Source organism: Streptomyces rishiriensis (assembly GCF_030815485.1).
Classification (GTDB): domain Bacteria; phylum Actinomycetota; class Actinomycetes; order Streptomycetales; family Streptomycetaceae; genus Streptomyces; species Streptomyces rishiriensis_A.
Map to the genome: position 1 here is coordinate 4,198,107 of NZ_JAUSWV010000002.1, position 17,723 is coordinate 4,215,829.

The 17,723-nt window shown below is 70.8% G+C and carries 15 protein-coding genes, 1 tRNA gene and 1 pseudogene; 5 read left to right on the forward strand and 12 right to left on the reverse strand.

Translation table 11 applies throughout. The annotated features are described in order from the left end of the window. Positions 1 to 53 precede the first annotated feature (53 nt). The 5 genes from QF030_RS21140 to QF030_RS21160 form a co-directional block, all read right to left on the reverse strand. Positions 54 to 602: a SigE family RNA polymerase sigma factor gene (locus QF030_RS21140; protein ID WP_307164221.1), complete on the reverse strand. Its 549-nt coding sequence runs from the start codon at positions 600 to 602 to the stop codon at positions 54 to 56. Between the two features lie 147 nt (positions 603 to 749). Continuing rightward, positions 750 to 1,931 (reverse strand): lipid-transfer protein, encoded by a 1,182-nt coding sequence (locus QF030_RS21145; RefSeq protein WP_307164223.1) that lies wholly within the window; start codon positions 1,929 to 1,931, stop codon positions 750 to 752. After that, positions 1,928 to 2,335, reverse strand: coding sequence for a MaoC/PaaZ C-terminal domain-containing protein (locus QF030_RS21150; RefSeq protein ID WP_307164224.1), 408 nt, complete (start codon positions 2,333 to 2,335; stop codon positions 1,928 to 1,930). The genes QF030_RS21145 and QF030_RS21150 overlap by 4 nt, the downstream gene beginning before the upstream one ends. Beyond that, entirely contained in the window at positions 2,332 to 3,288 is a 957-nt protein-coding gene (locus tag QF030_RS21155; RefSeq protein WP_307164225.1) for a bifunctional MaoC family dehydratase N-terminal/OB-fold nucleic acid binding domain-containing protein, read from the reverse strand. Before QF030_RS21155 ends, QF030_RS21150 begins: the two co-directional genes overlap by 4 nt. Before the next feature lie 291 nt (positions 3,289 to 3,579). Beyond that, entirely contained in the window at positions 3,580 to 3,894 is a 315-nt protein-coding gene (locus QF030_RS21160; RefSeq protein WP_307164226.1) for a hypothetical protein, read from the reverse strand. 371 nt (positions 3,895 to 4,265) lie between these two features. Here QF030_RS21160 and QF030_RS21165 point away from each other — a divergent pair, with 371 nt between their 5' ends. Then, the gene (locus tag QF030_RS21165; RefSeq protein WP_307164228.1) at positions 4,266 to 5,159 is read left to right on the forward strand and encodes a bifunctional DNA primase/polymerase; all 894 of its coding nucleotides are present in this window, start codon (positions 4,266 to 4,268) and stop codon (positions 5,157 to 5,159) included. Between the two features lie 265 nt (positions 5,160 to 5,424). Here QF030_RS21165 and QF030_RS21170 read toward each other — a convergent pair. The 5 genes and pseudogenes from QF030_RS21170 to QF030_RS21190 all read right to left on the reverse strand — a co-directional run bounded on the left by QF030_RS21170 (position 5,425) and on the right by QF030_RS21190 (position 10,949). Then, a tRNA-Ser gene (locus QF030_RS21170) sits at positions 5,425 to 5,511 on the reverse strand. 344 nt (positions 5,512 to 5,855) lie between these two features. Further along, the gene (locus QF030_RS21175) at positions 5,856 to 7,286 is read right to left on the reverse strand and encodes a hypothetical protein (protein WP_307164229.1); all 1,431 of its coding nucleotides are present in this window, start codon (positions 7,284 to 7,286) and stop codon (positions 5,856 to 5,858) included. A gap of 346 nt (positions 7,287 to 7,632) precedes the next feature. Further along, a complete protein-coding gene (locus tag QF030_RS21180; protein ID WP_307164230.1) occupies positions 7,633 to 8,175 on the reverse strand; it encodes a DUF1360 domain-containing protein in 543 nt (180 codons plus the stop codon). 234 nt (positions 8,176 to 8,409) lie between these two features. Continuing rightward, complete coding sequence (locus tag QF030_RS21185; protein WP_307164231.1) at positions 8,410 to 8,880, reverse strand: SPW repeat protein; 471 nt, start codon at positions 8,878 to 8,880, stop codon at positions 8,410 to 8,412. A 445-nt stretch (positions 8,881 to 9,325) separates the two neighbouring features. Beyond that, positions 9,326 to 10,949 (reverse strand): annotated as a pseudogene (locus tag QF030_RS21190) (trypsin-like peptidase domain-containing protein). Positions 10,950 to 11,233: 284 nt separating this feature from the next. Here QF030_RS21190 and QF030_RS21195 point away from each other — a divergent pair. The 3 genes from QF030_RS21195 (at position 11,234) to QF030_RS21205 (ending at position 14,048) form a co-directional block, all read left to right on the forward strand. Next, a complete protein-coding gene (locus QF030_RS21195) occupies positions 11,234 to 12,070 on the forward strand; it encodes a glycerophosphodiester phosphodiesterase (RefSeq protein ID WP_307164232.1) in 837 nt (278 codons plus the stop codon). A 235-nt stretch (positions 12,071 to 12,305) separates the two neighbouring features. Beyond that, the gene (locus QF030_RS21200) at positions 12,306 to 12,944 is read left to right on the forward strand and encodes an ATP-binding protein (RefSeq protein ID WP_307164233.1); all 639 of its coding nucleotides are present in this window, start codon (positions 12,306 to 12,308) and stop codon (positions 12,942 to 12,944) included. A 138-nt stretch (positions 12,945 to 13,082) separates the two neighbouring features. Next, positions 13,083 to 14,048 (forward strand): DUF5926 family protein, encoded by a 966-nt coding sequence (locus QF030_RS21205; RefSeq protein ID WP_307164234.1) that lies wholly within the window; start codon positions 13,083 to 13,085, stop codon positions 14,046 to 14,048. 277 nt (positions 14,049 to 14,325) lie between these two features. On the opposite strand, the gene QF030_RS21210 is transcribed toward QF030_RS21205, so the two are convergent. Both QF030_RS21210 and QF030_RS21215 read right to left on the reverse strand, forming a co-directional pair. Then, a complete protein-coding gene (locus tag QF030_RS21210; RefSeq protein ID WP_307164235.1) occupies positions 14,326 to 14,880 on the reverse strand; it encodes a hypothetical protein in 555 nt (184 codons plus the stop codon). Positions 14,881 to 14,936: 56 nt separating this feature from the next. Next, on the reverse strand, positions 14,937 to 15,602 hold the full coding sequence (locus QF030_RS21215) for a bifunctional DNA primase/polymerase (RefSeq protein WP_307164236.1): 666 nt from the start codon (positions 15,600 to 15,602) through the stop codon (positions 14,937 to 14,939). A 524-nt stretch (positions 15,603 to 16,126) separates the two neighbouring features. Here QF030_RS21215 and QF030_RS21220 point away from each other — a divergent pair. After that, positions 16,127 to 17,662, forward strand: coding sequence for a PP2C family protein-serine/threonine phosphatase (locus QF030_RS21220; protein WP_307167640.1), 1,536 nt, complete (start codon positions 16,127 to 16,129; stop codon positions 17,660 to 17,662). The last annotated feature ends 61 nt before the right edge of the window (positions 17,663 to 17,723 follow it).

Consider the following 17,723-nt stretch of genomic DNA (forward strand, 5'->3'; position numbering starts at 1 on the left):
ATCAGGTCACGTGGGAGCCGGGATCACGGCGCCGGCCGGAAGATCCGCTCCCGTCAGCGGACGACCACCAGCTCGGGATCCTCGCGCAGCTTGCCGAGCGCCCGCGACACCGCCGACTTCACGGTGCCCACCGAGACACCGAGCACTTCGGCCGTCTGGACCTCACTGAGATCCTCGTAGTACCTGAGGACGACCATGGCCCGCTGCCGCGCGGGCAGCTTCATGATCGCCCGCCACATGGCGTCGTGCAGCGCCTGCCGCTCCGCCGGGTCGTCCGCGGGGCCGACCGGATCCGGCTCCGGCAGCTCGTCGCACACGAACTCGTCGACCTTGCGCTTGCGCCACTGCGACGTGCGGGTGTTCAGCAGGGCCCGGCGGACGTAGCCGTCGAGCGCCCGGTGGTCCTCGATCCGCTCCCACGCGACGTACGTCTTGGCGAGAGCGGTCTGCAGCAGGTCCTCCGCATCGCTCGGGTTCGCGGTCAGCGACCGCGCGGTGCGCATCAGCACCGGCTGACGCGCCCTGACGTACGACGCGAAGGACGGGTACGCAGCAGGCCGCGTCATGCCGTTCGAAGCGCTGGTGCAGACGGGTGTGGTCATGGCTCCACGCTAGGTTCGCGGCCCGCTCGGGCGGATCGGCCGCAGGTCCCGAAGCGGGATCCCTCTCAGGTTGTAGGGGTGGTGCCGGCCCCACCTCCTGAAGGTGGACGAGACGGCGGCGACTACTACGGGATGACCCCTGGGTGCTCAGCCGTCCGCGGCCCCGTCCGAGGTGAGGACCAGGCCCGACGTCGGCACCCCGGTCCCCGCCGTCACCAGGGTCCGGGCGGCCCCCTCCACCTGGTTCACGGACGTGCCGCGCAGCTGCCGTACGGCTTCGGCCACACCGTTCATCCCGTGGAGGTAGGCCTCGCCGAGCTGGCCGCCGTGGGTGTTCAGCGGCAGCCGGTCCTCCGCGACGAAGGCCGGGGCCTCGCCCGGGGCGCAGAAGCCGAACTCCTCCAGCTGCATCAGCACGAACGGCGTGAAGTGGTCGTACAGGATCCCCACGTCGATGTCGGCCGGCGCCAGACCGGAGCTGCGCCACAGCTGGCGGGCGACCACCGACATCTCCGGCAGGCCCGTCAGGTCGTCACGGTAGAAGCTGGTCATCTGCTCCTGGGACCGGCCGGCGCCCTGGGCGGCCGCGGCGACCACGGCGGGCGGCCGCGGCAGGTCCCGGGCCCGCTCCACCGAGGTGACGACCAGCGCCTGGCCGCCGTCCGTCTCCTGGCAGCAGTCCAGCAGCCTGAGCGGCTCGGCGATCCAGCGCGAGGCCGCGTGGTCGGCGCGGGTGATCGGGCGGCCGTGGAAATACGCCGCCGGGTTGGCCGCCGCGTGACGGCGGGCCGTGACGGCGACCGGTCCGAACGCGTCCTCCGGGGTCAGCCCGTGCGCGTGCAGATAGCGCTGCGCCGCCATCGCCACCCAGGAGGCGGGGGTGAGCAGCCCGAACGGCAGCGTCCAGCCGAGCGCCGTCCCCTCCGCCGACGGCTCGCGGTGCCGCACACCCGATCCGAAACGCCGCCCCGACCGCTCGTTGAAGGCGCGGTAGCAGACCACGACCTCGGCCACTCCGGCCGCGACGGCGAGCGCCGCCTGCTGCACGGTCGCGCAGGCCGCCCCGCCGCCGTAGTGGACCCGCGAGAAGAAGGACAGCTCGCCCATGCCGCAGGCCTGCGCCACGGTGATCTCCGGACTCGTGTCCATCGTGAACGTCACCAGGCCGTCCACATCGGCGGGCGTGAGTCCCGCGTCGGTGAGAGCCGCCCGCACCGACTCCGCCGCCAGCCGCAGTTCGCTGCGTCCGGAGTCCTTGGAGAACTCCGTGGCCCCGATGCCCACGATGGCCGCCCGGCCGCCGAGGGAGTCCCGCGTGCGCACACTCACTCCGCGCCTCCCGGCCGTGCGTCGGACGGGACCGTGAGCGTCACCGTCCCGGTGACGTGCCGGCCGATCCCGTTGTCCCCGGTGACCCGCACCACGGCGGTGTCTCCGTCGACCTCCTCGATCCTGCCCCGCAACACCATGGTGTCCCCCGGGTGGTTGGGCGCCCCGAGCCGGACGGCGACCTTGCGGAGCACGGCCGTCGGGCCGAAGTGGTCGGTGAGGTAGCGGCCGACCAGGCCGTTGGTCGTCAGGATGTTCATGAAGATGTCGGGGGACCCCTTCCGGCGGGCCAGTTCGGGGTCGTGGTGGACGTCCTGGTAGTCCCGCGAGGCGAGGGCGCCGGCCACGATCAGGGTGCGGGTGATCCCGATCTCCAGCGGCGGCAGCTCGTCACCGGCCTTCACGCGGCCGTCTCCCCCGCGCGGGGCCGGAACACCGGGAGCACCAGTTCGCCGTCCTCGTCGTCGTAGGACCGGAACTCCAGCTCCACCGGCATGCCGATCCGCACCTTGTCGTAGGGCACGTCGACCACGTTGCTGACGATGCGAACACCCTCGGCGAGCTCGATCAGGCCGATCGCGTACGGCGGGGAGAAGGCCGGGAAAGGGGGGTGGTGCATCACGACGTACGAGAAGACCGTGCCCTCGCCGCTCGCCTCGACGCCCTCCCACCGCGCCGAGCCGCAGGCGTTGCAGCCGGGGAGCCAGGGGAAGCGGAGCGTGGCGCAGGCGGTGCACCGCTGGACCAGGAGGCGGTGACGCCGGACGCCCTCCCAGAAGCCGGCGTTGTCCCGGTTGACGACGGGACGCGGCCGCCGCGACGGTTCCTGCCGGTCCCGCGCCTTCTGCCCGCGCCCGGTCGGCGCGTACTTGAGGATGCGGAAGCGGTGGGTGCCGACCGGCGCCTCGCCCACCCGGATGTCCGTCCGGGTCGTGACGAAATACCCGGTGCCCAGCCTGGTGGTCTTCCGCCGCGAGACCGACTCGATCACCGTGTCGAAGGCGACCTCGTCCCCCGGCCGCAGCGGGCGCAGGTACTCCTGCTCGCAGTCGGTGGCGACGACCGAGGTGCAGCCCGCGTCGTCGAGGAGGGAGAGCAGCTCCCCGTAGGCCTGCGCGCGCCCCTCGTGGCCGCTCAGACCGCCCATGATCCACGCCTGGAGCATGGTGGGCGGGGCGATCGCGCCGGGGCCGGTGTACGCGGGGTTCCGGTCGCCCATCGCCTCGCACCAGTGCCGGATCATGGGCGCGTTGACAGGGTCCCGGCCGGCGCCCGCGACCGCCGCGGGGCGGCCCTCGTAGGCCTTGAGCCGCGCGTGGAACTCGTCGTCGAGCCGCGCGTGGAGCTCGTCGTCCACGGCCGTACTCCTTCCGCGGGAAAGGCTTGCCGACTTACCGGACACGGTTTCTGACTGTCCGTCAGATAAGGGCCTCTGTCAAGGTCACTTCCGCGTACGCAAACGCCTGCGCGGCGGCACCGAAGTACCGCCGCGCAGACGTGTCACCCCCCGCACCCCCTACCCGCCCCACACCCCTACCCGCCCCGCACCCCCTACCCGCCCCGCACCCCTACCCGCCCCGCACCCCCCACCGGGCCCGAAGCCCCCTCCCTTCCCCCGCGGCCGACTCCGGGAGCCGGCTCTCTCGGATCACCACCACAGGGGGGTGAAGGAGACCCCGACATTGCTGTTGCCCTGGTTGATCGCCGTGAACGCGGACCCGTTGACCTGCGCGGTGTTGTTCTGGTTCGAGGCGCCCGAGCCGACGGCGTTCTGCTGTGTGGTCGCCGAATTCCCGCGGTTGTCGTGCCCGACACCGCTGCCGACGATGCTCGCGACACCCGCGTTCGATCCGTCGTCCGCGAAGCCGCCGTTGTCCGCCACCGCGACGCCGGTGAGGAGGGCGGCTGCCAGCGGGAGGGCGGAGACGGCGGCGATGACACGGGCGGTACGGATGCTTGCCATGTGGTTCCTCCAGAACGGAAGTACGTGAGTACCCGAGTGCATGAAGTACGGCTTTGACCTGGGCAGTTGGCCGACCACCCCGGCACTTGTGACGACGTCGCGAGTCCAGAGTTGCCCACCGGCCCCCGCCGAACCACCCCGGAAGCCGTGATTCGCACTCAAGCGTGATGACAAGTCGATAAACCCCCAGCATCACTTTTCCCGTCCTATCCGCCATAACCCCCGGCAAGTCGGACACGCGCCCCCCGGGCCCCACAAGGGGCGAAGCGTTCCTTCAGCACCCCGCCGCCTTTTGGCCCCCGCCGACCACCGCCGGGCGCGTCGCGGCCCACCCTCTTCCCTTTATCGAACACGCGTACGACACTGGATTCATGGCCACCACCGACCGGTACCCCCGGCAGGCCACCACCCTGGCCCTCGCCCACGCCCTGTCGGCCGCCGAACGCGGCCTGTCCGTCATCCCGCTGTCCCGGACGAAACTCCCGGCCCTGCGCTCCCCCCACCGCGCCGCCCCCGAGCCCGCGGGGCCGCCCTGCCACGGCGAGTGCGGCCGCTTCGGCCACGGCGTGTACGACGCCTCGACCGATCCGGCCCGCATCCGCGCACTGTTCGCCGCCGCGCCCTGGGCCACCGGCTACGGCATCGCCTGCGGCCTGTCCCCGCACCACCTCATCGGCGTCGACCTGGACACCAAGTCGGACACGGACTCCACGGCCGCCCTGCGCGAACTGGCCCTGCGCCACCTCTTCACCATCCCGCCCACGATCGTCGTCCTCACCCCGTCCGGCGGGCGGCACCTGTGGCTCACCGGCCCGCCGGACGTCGTCGTCCCCAACTCGGCCGGCCGGCTCGCTCCCGGCATCGACATCCGGGGCGCCGGCGGCTACCTGGTCGGCCCCGGTTCCCGCACCACCCACGGCGTCTACGCCACCGCCCCCGGCACCGCCCACCTCACCCCGGCACCCTGCCCGCGCTCCCTCCTGCGCCTGCTGCTGCCACCGCCGCGCTCCTCCCGCCCCGGTCCCGGCTCGACGGCGGGCGGCGCACACGGCCGGGGCCTGGTCCAGTTCGTCCTGGCCGCCCACGAGGGGCAGCGCAACACGCGGCTGTTCTGGGCGGCCTGCCGGGCTTACGAGGACGGCATCGGCCCTGAGTTGACCGAGGACCTGGTCGACGCCGCCGTACGGACCGGCCTGACCCCACGGGAGGCGCGGGCGACGATCACCTCGGCGGCCCGCATGACCACACACCGCCCAGAACCCTGACGCCCCGGGCACGGCTGGTGCGAGCCGCCAGGTGTCTCACGCCTCCGCCCGGCCCGGGAGCGCCGGAGGAACAACGCCGGGCCCGCCAGACGGAGGACCCCACCTCGCCCCGCGTCGATTCAGGCTCAGCGGAACGCCGGAGCAAGAAGCACGGATGAGATCAGCAGCCGCCCAGGGGGCTTCGGGGAACCACGGTGGCGACCGGGCAACGCACAGCACAGCGCGACGGCCCCTGACCGAGGTCAGGGGCCGTTCGCATGCAGTGCGGTGGGTGTGGGATTTGAACCCACGGTGACATCGCTGCCACGACGGTTTTCAAGACCGTTCCCTTAGGCCGCTCGGGCAACCCACCCGCGCCCCGGCCCACCTGGGGCGGAGCGGGTACAGCGTACCGGGCCCGGACGCTGCTCGGGGCGTGGTCCACTCGGGGTCCACTGGGTCGGTTCCGAGCATCGGCGGCTGCCGGTCCCATCACCACCTGATCTGCTGTTCCGCAGCGACGCACGGAAGCCTGCAACTGCTCCGGCAGAGCCGTGCTGGCCAACGCACGAGCAGCCGACTGAGGATCTAATCCTATTACGAAGCCCCGTTGGCCCAGGCTGAGGTTAAGCGGGGCTCTGCGCTATCCACACGCATTGCTTTCGCACAGAAGGAATCGTCACCAACGACCACGCACACCAACGGCAGTATCGTCCGCTAGGCGACGGATTTCAGGACGGCAGCGAACGGGATGACGGCAGCTCCGCTAGGGATGGTCTCCAATCCGTATGTCTCATCTCTCTCGTAGTCATAGGACACCTTGCCTCGGGAATTGAGTGGAGCGATGACCTCGAATGTGCTCGCCCCCTCGCCAAGCGACCGCGCCTCGAAGACGTAGCGGTCCCTGCGCGTCACATTGATAATGTTATTGTTGTGGGTCAGTTTTCCCACGTACAGGACATAGTCGCCGCATTTCTTTGGCGGACACTCAAAGATGTCCGTTTCCCCCTTCACCCACGAAAGTCGAGGGGTCAGGAAGGAGTCGTCAACCTTTCCCCGGTCTTTCCTGATCAGGGTGACTTCCCCGCTGACCTCCAGACTCTCGTAGTCAGCCCCTTTCGGTACCTGAACCACTGCTTCCTCGGCCTGCCCCGTCCCCGGGTCAAACCAGTCTCCAGGTGGGCTGATCAGCCCAGTCATGATGAGATGCCACTTCGGCGACGCGGCATACAGCTCACTGTCCTCGAACGACTCTGCGTCCTTCCTGGCCCCATCCAGCCCGTCCTTACCAGTCTCGGATTTCGACGCCCTACCACGCACCCAGAACACGCTACCAAGGACCGTGACGGACACTTTTCCCGTGTTATGGAGGTCGAACGTCACTGGAATGTAGATGACCGGCTCCCGAGGGTCCAGCTGAGGCTTTCCGAACTTGGCACTGAGCGTGATTTGCGGCTTCGTCGCATACGGCTGATACGCAGCCGAGTAGGCGAAGTTCCCGCCGGCTAACAGAGCGGTCGCCAGTACCCCCGCAGTGACTTGCCTGGGGAGCGGGGCCCCCCGCCAAGCCTTCTCCCGAAGGACGATCCACATTACCCAAAAGGACCACACCATCAGCGGAACGTAGCTGAAAGCCCAGGGCGTGAATTCCATCTTCTGGGACCAAAGGATCACCAGCATGGAATTGACCAGGAGCGCAACGAAGACACAGACCAAGACCAGCAACCCCGAGTACCGCATCGTCCGCTTGCCCCAGAAGTCCAGCACAGCGCAGGCTGCCAGTAGCTGGCCAACGCCCGCGAGGAAGAGAAAAAAGCCGCTCACCTGCGACGCGAAAGTCAGCGCGCCGAAGGCATCCTCACTGCCAATAGCAATGAAGAAGGCCGCCGATCCGGCCAAGCCCATCATCATGAGTCCAGCGGTCGTGCGTCTCTTGCTTGGGCGGTCGGGCCAACTGTCGCTGCCCGCCTCGCGCCAGGAGATGAGCGCACGATCCTTGAGGTCCACGTCATCCGGGAAGCCTTCGTGGACGAGGACCTTCCGAAGATCGTGCGGTGACCAGGCCGCGCCCACCGCTTCACCACCCACACGGACCTGTCGCAGGCCACGGCTATCCGGCGGCTCCACGACCACCCTGGATCTGTGCATGACTCCAGAGTCGGGCCCGACCCGCCGGTACGCCTGCTTGGATACACCAAAGGGGGAACTACCTGTGAAACGCGTCCAGCACGCCCTCACTGAGGGGCACCCCTGCTGAGCAGCGCGTCTATGACCTGCGCAATGAGCAGGAGCCGGGTCCACAGGAACGCTGTCACGCTCGCGCGTTTTTCAAGACCGTTCCCTTAGGCCGCTCGGGCAACCCACCCGCGCCCCGGCCCACCTGGGGCGGAGCGGGTACAGCGTACCGGGCCCGGACGCTGCTCGGGGGCGTGGTCCGCAGGGGGCCCTCAGCGACAGGCGCCCAGCCCGGCGTCGGGCCGCGTCATGCCGGGAGTCACTCGCCCTGGGTCTTGTCCACCAGGGCCGCGTAGGCCAGTTGCAGCGCGTCCGCCCCGGCGAGGGCCGCGAGTCCGCCCATGGCGGTGCGCGTGGCGCGGGGCCAGAGCAACTGGCCCGCGGTCAGGGTCGAGACCACCCACACGCTCATGCAGAAGGGGCAGGTCATCAGTTCTCCGACGGTGTCCTTGCCCCCTTCGGCCCGGGCTTCCTCGTGCAGTTCGGCCGGGCCCTGCGGACCGACGTAGCGGGTGAAGGGCGCCCGCAGCGGACTGGTCACCGACGCCTTGCTCAGCAGCCGGCTCAGCCGGAAGGCGGCCAGCGACGTCAGCACGATGTCCGAAGGAGCGGGCCGGTCCGGCAAAGGGCGCCCACGAAGCCGCACCACCGTCGCCCAGGCCGCCGTGTACGCCCCGAATCCCGCCATGGCTGTCAGATAGCCGCCCAGCGGTCGCTCGGCCCCGGCCGAATAGTCTTTCTTCGTACTGCGGAGGAATCCGTGCAGACGTCGTGACAGGCGGTTGTCAGCCGCTGTGCTCATGTGCCACTCCAGTCCTGGTCGGTCGCCGGCCGCCCTGCCGTCGCTCGCGTGCTCTTGCCCGGCTCCGGTCGGAGCACGGGCGACCACGGGTCCCCACCGGGGTCTGCGGCAAACGAATCGGGAAGGGCGGACCACCCGGTCAGTCGTCGGTCCTGCCTTCGGAAATGAGGACGGTGACCGCGGGAGCCCGCGGTCACCGTCGTGTCAGCCGTCGTATCGGCTCGGAGCGCCGCGTCAGCGAGCCATCCGGGTCGAGCGGCCACGGCCTCCCCGGTCGGTTTCGCCCGCCGCGGAGCTGGTGGCGAGCGCGAGCACCAGAGCGATGATGCCGACGATGATGTTGTTCACCACGGTGCGTGTGGTGTCCACGTTCCCGGCCACCACCCAGGGCGCCACGATGGTCCAGATGCCGATCATCGCTGCGGCCCATGCCCGGGCGTGGGTGCGCTCGTAGGCGTGCCCGAACCCGCCCAGAAGCAGTGCGTAAGCGACGCCCGTGATCAGGTTGTTCACGGCCAGGGTGCTGAAACCGTTGAAGCCTGCGATCCAGGGCGAGGCAGCCAGGTAGAGCCCGGTGACGAGGGCCAGCGCCTCGACAGCCTGCCCCTGCTGCGTCGTCACCGCGCGCTCGGCCCTGGCATGGCGCTCCCGCATCTCCGCGATGTCCGGGTGCGACTCCATAGTCGTATGAGTCTGATCGGTCATGATCGTCTCCTGCCGAGAGTCCTGATCCATGGCGTTGGACTGTCCGGGTACCCACCGAATAGTCGCCATCCCGAACTCACACCGTTCCGGTCGAAAGCAGCCCATTCCACGCGCTGACTGGTGATTTCAGCCGTCTTCGCCCGTAAGCGGGCTCATGGCTCGGCTATCGCTGTCTCACCGGTCGGCCGATGGCGATGCCGGTATCGACGGGGGACCCACGCCGGCCGACCTGGTGAGGCGACCGGTCTCCGCGAGGACGGGAGTCGTGTGGGTCGTAGTGAGTCGTAGTCGGCGGTGGTCAACGGATCCGGGCCCGCGGGGACGTTCGGGTCCTCGCGTCTTTCAGGACCGTTCCTTCGGGACGCTCGGGCCGGCCACCCCGCGCCGCCGTTCGTGATCGGCGGCGCGGGGACGGGACCGGCAGGTCGGCACGCGCGCGTGGGCGTCAGCTGTCGCCCTTGCGGGAGCCGAGGGTGAGGTCGACGGTGTGGGACTTGCCGTCGCGCTCGTAGGTGATCGTGACCTTGTCGCCGGGCTGGTGGGTCCAGATCTCGCCGATGAGGGTGGGACCGCTGTCGATCACCATGTCGTCGAGCTTGACGATGACGTCGCCGGGCTTGAGACCCGCTTGGTCCGCCGGGCCGCCCGACTCGACCGCGGAGTTACCGCCCTCGGCCGTGTCGGTGATCTTCGCGCCCTCCGTGGACTCCGCGAGGGAGACGGACGCGCCGATCTTGGCGTACACCGGCTCGCCGGTCTTGATCAACTGCTGGGCGACGTACCTGGCCTGGTTGATCGGGATGGCGAAGCCGAGGCCGATCGAGCCGGACTGGGTGGTGCCGCCCAGTCCGCCGCTGCCGGTGGACTGGATCGCGGAGTTGATGCCGATGACGTTGCCCGAGGCGTCCAGCAGCGGACCGCCGGAGTTGCCCGGGTTGATCGAGGCGTCCGTCTGCAGGGCGCTCATGTAGGAGGCGGCGCTGCTGGTGCCGTCGCTGGAGGCCACCGGGCGGTTCTTCGCGCTGATGATGCCCGTCGTGACCGTGTTGGACAGGCCGAAGGGAGCGCCGATCGCGATCGTCGAGTCGCCGACCGCCACCTTGTCGGAGTCGCCGAGGGTGAGCGGCTTCAGGTCCGAAGGGGCGTTCTTGAGCTTGATGACGGCGACGTCGTAGCCCTGGGCGTGTCCGACGACCTCGGCGTCGTACTTCTTGCCGTCCGGGAAGGTGGCCGTCACCTTGCCGCCGTCGACCGCGTCCGCGACGACGTGGTTGTTGGTGACGATGTGGCCCTGGGTGTCGAAGACGAAGCCGGTACCGGTACCGCCCTCGCCGCTGCTGGACTCCGCCTCCGATGGTGACCGTGCTGGGCAGCGCCTTGGCGGCGACCCCGGCGACCGTGCCCGGGTCGCGCTTGACGTCGCCGCCGTTGGTGGACGCGGCGACGGTCGTCGAGCCGGTGTCGTCGTCGTTCTTGGCCAGCGTGTAGCCGAGTCCGCCGCCCAGGCCGCCCGCGACCAGCGCGGCGACCAGGATCGCGGCGACGAGCCCGCCGCGGCCACGGCCCGACTTGGGCGCGGGCTGCTGGTAGGAGGCACCCCACACGGTCCCGCCCGGGCCACCGGGGCCGCCCGGGCCACCGACCTGACCGGAACCGCCGGCAGCGACGTCGTCCGCGCCAGGGGCGCCGTACGCGTGCGTGCCCGCGCCGTTGTCGGCGTAGTGGGGCGTCGCCGGGGCCGGGTGGGGCCAGTCGTCGGCGGCGGCCGGGGCCCCTTGCGGGGCGTGGGCGGCCTGCTGCGCGGTCGGCGGCGGCCAGTCGCCCTCGCCCGGGGCCGGCGCTCCCTGCGGCGCGGTCGGCGGCGGCCAGTGGCCCTCGGGCGCTCCCGAGGCGGCGTGACCGACTTCCGGTGCCTGCGCGGGCGCCGCCGGGAGCGGAGTCGTGGGCGCGCCGGCGTCGGGCGCGGGCGCCTGCGGGGAGGCCGAGGGAGATTCCACCGGCACGGGGGGTGCGGACGGGGCCGGGGGTACCTGGGTGCCCTCGTTCTTGCCCTCGTTCTCGGTGCTCACAGCTCTTCTCCTCGATCCACGGCTGTTGTCGTCGGTCGCACTGGGTCACACTCGTCGGCGCGCTCGTCGCGCTTTCGCACGCTCTTGTCGTCGACCTCGCGCGCTGAAGCTGTGCATGTGCTTTTGTACGTCTCAGCTTTTCCCACGGGCCGTCAGAGCACCATAAGCGGTTGCTGTGGGTCCTTGGCCATTCCTTATATAGGTCATTACGCACAATAAGTGCGCATCATCGAAACATCTCAGAGGGTTCTCAGACGACCGGGCGCCGATGGCACCATGACGCGGTGACCCACGCACGGCAGCACCACATTCAAGTCGTCGCCCACCGCGGGGCTTCCGAGGAGGCCCCCGAGCACACCCTGGCCGCGTACAAGAAGGCGATCGAGGACGGTGCGGACGCCCTCGAGTGCGATGTACGGCTGACCGCGGACGGCCATCTCGTCTGCGTACACGATCGTCGCGTCAACCGTACGTCCAACGGCCGTGGGGCGGTCTCCGCCCTGGAACTCGCCGATCTCGCGGCGCTGGACTTCGGCTCCTGGAAGACACGGGAGGCCCGCGAGGCCTGGCACGCGCGCGTGGAGGATCCCGACTGGGAGGTCCGGCCCGAGGACCGCGAGGAGACGTCCGTCCTGACCCTGGAGCGCCTGCTGGAGCTCGTCTCCGACGCGGGGCGCCGGGTGGAACTGGCCATCGAGACCAAGCATCCGACGCGTTGGGCCGGACAGGTGGAGGAGCGGCTGCTGGTGCTGCTCAAGCGGTTCGGCCTGGAGGCGCCGGCCTCGGCGGCCGCGTCGCCCGTGCGGATCATGAGCTTCTCGGCGCGCTCGCTGCATCGCGTGCGTGCCGCCGCGCCCACGGTGCCGACGGTCTACCTGATGCAGTTCGTCTCGCCCAGGCTGCGCGACGGGCGACTGCCGGCCGGCGTCGGGATCGCCGGCCCTTCGATCCGGATCGTGCGCAACCATCCGGCGTACATCGAGCGCCTGAAGGCGGCCGGTCACCAGGTGCACGTGTGGACCGTGAACGAGCCGGCGGACGTGGATCTCTGCGTCGAGCTGGGCATCGACGCCATCATCACCAACCGCCCGCGCGAGGTGCTGCGCCGACTGGGCCGCTGAGCCCGCGCCGACCGGGCCGCCGAGCCGCGACCGGCCGACGCGGGTGACAACACCGACCGGCCGTGAAGGTCACAACAGTCACAAGAGACACGGAAGCCCCGTCCTTACCTCTTGACCCCACAGCGCCCTTACAGCATCCTCCGTTCTCAGCCATACCGTCCAAATTCAGCCACTCACTGACAGGCCCCTCACAGGGAGTGCTCCGGCGCGTTCGGTACGTGTTCGATCAGGACGAATGCGTCTCCGGAGCCGCATTGGCCGGTTTCCGGTACAGGCCAATGGGGCATCCACACCGTGGCGTGGGGCGAAGGAGGTCTCGGGGGTGGCGTTGGTGGTGGCACAGGAGGTGCCCGCGTCGTCGAGCATGGCCGTACCCCATGGCCCTGCGGGCGTGGGGAACGCGAGACACCGCATGCGCGATCAGTTGCGCACGGGCGGGGTGTCGGAATCGGTCATCGACGACGCCGTACTGATCCTTTCCGAACTCTTGAGCAACGCGTGCAAGCACGGCAGGCCCCTGGGCGACGCCTTGGCCGGGGACGGCGACGTCCGGGCCGCGTGGCGTGTCGATCCGGGTGGCCGACTGGTGGTCGAGGTGACCGACGGCGGCGGTCCGACCCGTCCGGCCCCGGCCACCCCCTCCGTCACCGCGCACGGCGGCCGCGGGCTCAACATCATCACGGCGCTGGCCGACGACTGGGGTGTCCGGGACGACGCCCGCGGCGAGGTCACGGTGTGGGTCGTCGTCCACGCGGACGTGTACGACCCCGACGCGGGCTGCCGCCGCGACGACTTCGCGTCCCGGGTCGCGGCCCCGTCGGTGGCCTCGATGCCCGGCCTGGACTTCGCGGACGCGTTCGAAGACCTGGACTAGACCGGAGACGGCCGGTCGGGAGCGGCCGGACGGGATCGTCGTCCCACAGCCCCGCGCCGTCCACAGGTTCCCGTGACGGAGCGTGCGAACGGCTAGGCTCCCGCCGTACCAGACGAGCCGTACCCGGGAGACACCCAGATGGCCAAGAAGCGCCCCCAGACGAAGGCCAAGCGGCCGCAGCCCACCGACGCGGACATCCCGGTCGTCGGCGCACGGGAGCCCTGCCCCTGCGGCAGCGGCCGCCGTTACAAGGCCTGTCACGGCCGGGCCGCCGCACATGCCGTGACCGAGTTGGTGCAGCGTCCCTTCGAGGGCCTGCCGGGCGAGGGCGACTGGGTGGCGCTGCGTGAGTTGGTGCCGGCCGCCACGGTCGAGTTGACGCTGAAGGACGGTCTGCCCGAGGGCGTCCCGTCCGTCACGCTCGCCACGGTGCTGCCGATGGCCTGGCCCGCCCTGCGCCGCGACGACGGCTCGGTGCTGCTCGGCCTGCAGAACGACACGCCGTCGGGCGACATCAGCCGCGACCTGGCCGACACCCTGCGACGGGCCCTGGAGGCGGACCCCGGCACCCCGGTGCAGGCGCGCCGCGCCCCGGCCGACGGTCCGCGGATGCAGGATCTGCTGGCCGCCGAAGGCGCGTTCGAGCCAGTTGTCCACAGCGGCTTCGAGTTCTGGGTCCCGGACCCGGAGAACGCCGCGCCGGAGGTGGCCGCCTCCCTGGAGCGGGCCAACGCCGCGGCGATCCCGACCGTGAAGCTGACCGGTGTGGACTCCGCGTACTGGTGCGAGACGCCGGAGAAGAACCACCTGCGCTGGGTCATGCCGCACCCGGAGGAGCGGCTTTTGGACGCCCTCGCGCGGCTGCACGCGGCGGGGCGTTCGAGCCTCGGCGAGGGCACCCGTCTGGTCGGCTCCTTCCGGGCGCACGGGCTGACGGTGCCGGTCTGGGACCTGCCCAGCGCTGTCACGGCGGACGACGTGGAGAAGCCGGCCGCCGAGTTCGCCGAGCGGCTCGCCACCGCGCTGGCCTCGGACGCGCCGCTCACGGCGGACGAGCGTCGGGCGCGGGGCGGCCTGACCAACCGACAGGTGACGCTCAGCTGACACACGGGGACGGGCCCCGGCCGAACTGACCGACCGGTCAGCACTCCGCGCGTCGGCGGGTGGCGTGACTCCGCTCACAACTCCCGCCCGTGCGGGGTGAGTCGGCGCGAGAAGCGCCGATTCGCCGGTGTCCGGAATACCGATGAAAACAAAAGATCGAATTTGCGCGGAGCGGATCTCTTGTTACCGTTCGAGGTGCCCGGTTGCTGATGCATCCCCCGTCGTCAGCAACCGGGTCTTTTCATGCCCGGCGCCGTTCACAGTGTGCGATCGCACGTCAACTGCCTGCGTCCGACTGGGAGTTGCTGCCGGAGCGCAGCAGCAGCGGCCCGTCGCCGGTCGCTCGCGCGAACTCCGCGACCGCCGTGTACGCCGCCAGTTCCCCCCGGGTTCGCTCATGGGGTGTCTCGCAGGATTCCGGCTCGTCCTCGGCGCCCACCGCGCAGCGCGTCCGCACCGTGCGGCCCTCGGGTCCCATGAGGCTCAGGAAGGCGTCCAGGGCGCGTCCGGTGGCGTTGCGGTAGTAAGTGCGCGCCCAGCTGTCCTCGCCCTGGGACAGCACACAGGTCTGCGCCTCCACGCCGTCCGGGGAGGTGAGTTCGGGGCCGCAGCGGGCGGCGGTGGCCAGCCCCAGGCCGAGCAGCAGCGGAGACCGGGAGGGCCGGACGGGCGGCGCCTTGGGATCCGCACCGCCGACGGCACGTGTATCGGCCACTTCGGCCGCGCCGGCCGTACGCCCTTCGTCGCCGGCCGGCCCCGCGGACGCCATGGCCAGGGGCAGTGCGATCGCGCCTGCCACGGCGCCCCCGAGGGCGAGGAGACGAAGGTTCATGTAGCGGAAGATAGAGGGCGATCGCCGGTGTTCTGTCCGGCGCGCGCCCGACACCCCTACAACTCGGGTGCGCTCACACCCGTACGAGTGAGGGCGTCGACGACGGCGTCCACCACGGCCTCGACGTCGGGCACCCAGGGCGAGGCCGACCCGGGCAGCGGCGCGCGCTCCCACCGGACCTCGCCGTGACCCGTCTCGGACGGGGGCAGGGCGATGTAGCCGCCCTCGCCGTGGAAGCGGAGGGAGCCGGGCACGAAGTCCTTGGCGTAGAGCAGCTCACCCAGCTGCTCCATCGTGTACGGCCGGACGAGGATCGACCAGCGGGTGGCCGAGGCGACCACCGGGCCGAGGCGGATGCCCTGCCGGTCGAGCGCCACGAGCGCGCGCGAGGCCGCGAGGGCGGGGAGACTGACCGCGCAGGGGGCCGTGCCCCCGGTGGCCAGGATGATCGGTGCGGTCGGCCGGTTGGTCCACCACCAGCGCACCATGCGCGCTTCGGTGGTGGCCACGAGAAGGCCGGGGTCGAAGGGGTGAGCACCGGGGACCGTGCACTCCGGGTCGGGACAGCCGCAGCGGGAACGCCCCTGCGGGTCCGCCGTCACGCCCGGGAGGACGGGCCACTGCCATTCCGTCGCGAAAGTCAGGGCCGAGTCGATCAACTCAGGTCCTCTGTCGCTGGACTGGGACAGGAGCCTGCGTCGCTTTCCGAGGATCTCGCGCATGAGCGCTCGTTCCTTTCCGTTGCACCGCTGGCAACACCGTGGGCCACATCACATCGTGTGTCGATCACTTCACTGTGCGTACCTGTTGGCGCATCACACCCCTGTACGGGACAGGGGGAACCCCTCAGGGTCGAGCGGTGGCTGCTTCCGCGGCCACTCCGTCCGACTTGCATCCATCTCATGCCTGGGCGTGGCGTGGGGTGGCGAAGTCTGGCGTTTGCCGTCGCGCGTATTTCTCTCCGCCTCCGCCACGGGAGGATGGGGCACGGTCGTCGATGACTATGACGCCCGGGCCGGTCACCAGGTTCCGGAAGGCTCCCAACGGGCTCCCGACGACACCTGGCCCTTACCGAGTACGTACCCATCAAGACCGCTGTGACGCTCCGTGGAGCAAGCCCAGTCGACCGCAATCACCCGTTACCCGAGGCATTTTTAAGCCAACTTTACAATTCTGCAAGGGAGCCGGAAGAACTGTGCCCGATTCTCCCCAAGAGCCCACGGACACCAGCAATCCCAGCAGGACAATGCTGGACATCCCCTCACGAGTGCGTGTACATGTGGAGACACCGCTAGCGGCGCAGAATGACATGGGGGTTTGCGATGCTTTTGAGCAATACGCTCCGGTCCGAGAGCCGGACGCCATGAACGCCCCTCACCCTCCGAAAGTGGCTGGAATCGATTCAACGGTTCCCTCGCCCGCACACACTGTCGCGCCCGCGCCCGCCACCCCGGGCATCCCGACGGTCCCTGCTGCCCCCTCCGGCGCGCCCGGCCCCACCGGCCCGGGCGCCCTTCTGACGGACCGGCTCGCCGGCTGGGTCTCCGATCTCACCACCCTCCACGAACTCACCGAACGCCTGGCCCGCACGGACGCGCTGCCGACCGGGCTCGAGGAATTGCTGCACGCCGGAGCCGCCCTCGTGGGCGCCCGGCGCGGTCTCGTCGTCCTCGAGCCCGCCGATGGGCTCGGCCCGGACCGCATGATCGGACTGGGCCTCGGCCGCGCCGACCTCGGCCATATCGAGACCGTGCCGCGCAGTGCCCTGTCCTACGGCCGCATCCTCGAGGGGCTGCCCGGCGGCGAGGGGGAGATCGCCGAGCCCGACCTCTTCGCCGAGGACGGCATGGACCCCCGCCACCGGGAGGTGGCCGCCCGCCTCGGTTACGCCGCGAGCTACGCACTGCCCCTGCAGACGGACGGCGCCCCCGGCCGTCTGGGCGCGGCCGTATGGCTCTACGACGAGCCCGCCGAGCCGAACGAGCGCCAGCGCCACCTGATCGGCCTGTACGTCCGGTACGCCGCCGAGCACCTGGCGCGGCTCTCGGAGCTCGAGCGCACACGCGCGTGCATGCAGACGATGGCCGAGGAGTTGCTGCCCTCCAGGCTGCCGCGCGTGCCCGGCGTCCAGCTCGCCGCCCGGCACCACACCGGCCCGCGCGGGGGCGGTGACTGGTACGACGCGCTGCCGCTGCCGGACGCGGCGCTGGGCCTCGCCGTCGGGTCCGTCACCGGCGCGGGGCCGAGCGCGGTCGCCGCGATGGGCCGACTGCGCGCCTCCTTGCGGGCGTACGCGGTGATGGAGGGCGAGGACCCCGTCGCCGTCCTGTCCGACCTGGAGCTGCTGCTGCGGCTGACCGAGCCCGCCCGGTCCGCCACCGCCCTGTTCGCCTACTGCGAACCCGCCCTGCGCAAGATCACTCTGGCCGGCGCGGGGCACTGCCCGCCGCTGCTGGTCGGCGAGCGGCGCACGGAGTTCGTCGAGACCTCCGTCTCCGCCCCGCTGGGCATGCTGGCCTGCTGGGAGGCGCCGAGCGTCGAGCTGGAGGCCGAGCCGGGCGAGACGGTTCTGCTCTACACGGACGGTCTGCTGCACCGCACCGGCGAGCCCGTCGACCGCGCCTTCGCCCGGCTGCAAGCGGCCGCCGCCGGGGTCCCGAAGGCGTTGCGGCACGACCCGGGCGCGATCGCCGACCACGTACTGCGCACCCTTCTGCCGGACGGGGCGGCCGAGCGGGACGGCAGCGAGGACGTGGTGCTGCTCGCCGCCCGTTTCGAGTGAGCCGCCGTCACAGGCCGTGACAGGCCCTTCGGCCCTGGGCCCCCTTACGTACGTCCGTACG

Bases quoted from the DNA above. Each gene is read 5' to 3' on its own strand.
- QF030_RS21210 (WP_307164235.1), bottom strand. From the start codon at position 14,880: ATGAACCTTCGTCTCCTCGCCCTCGGGGGCGCCGTGGCAGGCGCGATC.
- QF030_RS21140 (WP_307164221.1), bottom strand. From the start codon at position 602: ATGACCACACCCGTCTGCACCAGCGCTTCGAACGGCATGACGCGGCCT.
- QF030_RS21200 (WP_307164233.1), top strand. From the start codon at position 12,306: ATGCGTCTCCGGAGCCGCATTGGCCGGTTTCCGGTACAGGCCAATGGG.
- QF030_RS21185 (WP_307164231.1), bottom strand. From the start codon at position 8,880: ATGACCGATCAGACTCATACGACTATGGAGTCGCACCCGGACATCGCG.
- QF030_RS21215 (WP_307164236.1), bottom strand. From the start codon at position 15,602: ATGCGCGAGATCCTCGGAAAGCGACGCAGGCTCCTGTCCCAGTCCAGC.
- QF030_RS21160 (WP_307164226.1), bottom strand. From the start codon at position 3,894: ATGGCAAGCATCCGTACCGCCCGTGTCATCGCCGCCGTCTCCGCCCTC.
- QF030_RS21175 (WP_307164229.1), bottom strand. From the start codon at position 7,286: ATGCACAGATCCAGGGTGGTCGTGGAGCCGCCGGATAGCCGTGGCCTG.
- QF030_RS21180 (WP_307164230.1), bottom strand. From the start codon at position 8,175: ATGAGCACAGCGGCTGACAACCGCCTGTCACGACGTCTGCACGGATTC.
- QF030_RS21205 (WP_307164234.1), top strand. From the start codon at position 13,083: ATGGCCAAGAAGCGCCCCCAGACGAAGGCCAAGCGGCCGCAGCCCACC.
- QF030_RS21220 (WP_307167640.1), top strand. From the start codon at position 16,127: ATGCTGGACATCCCCTCACGAGTGCGTGTACATGTGGAGACACCGCTA.
- QF030_RS21165 (WP_307164228.1), top strand. From the start codon at position 4,266: ATGGCCACCACCGACCGGTACCCCCGGCAGGCCACCACCCTGGCCCTC.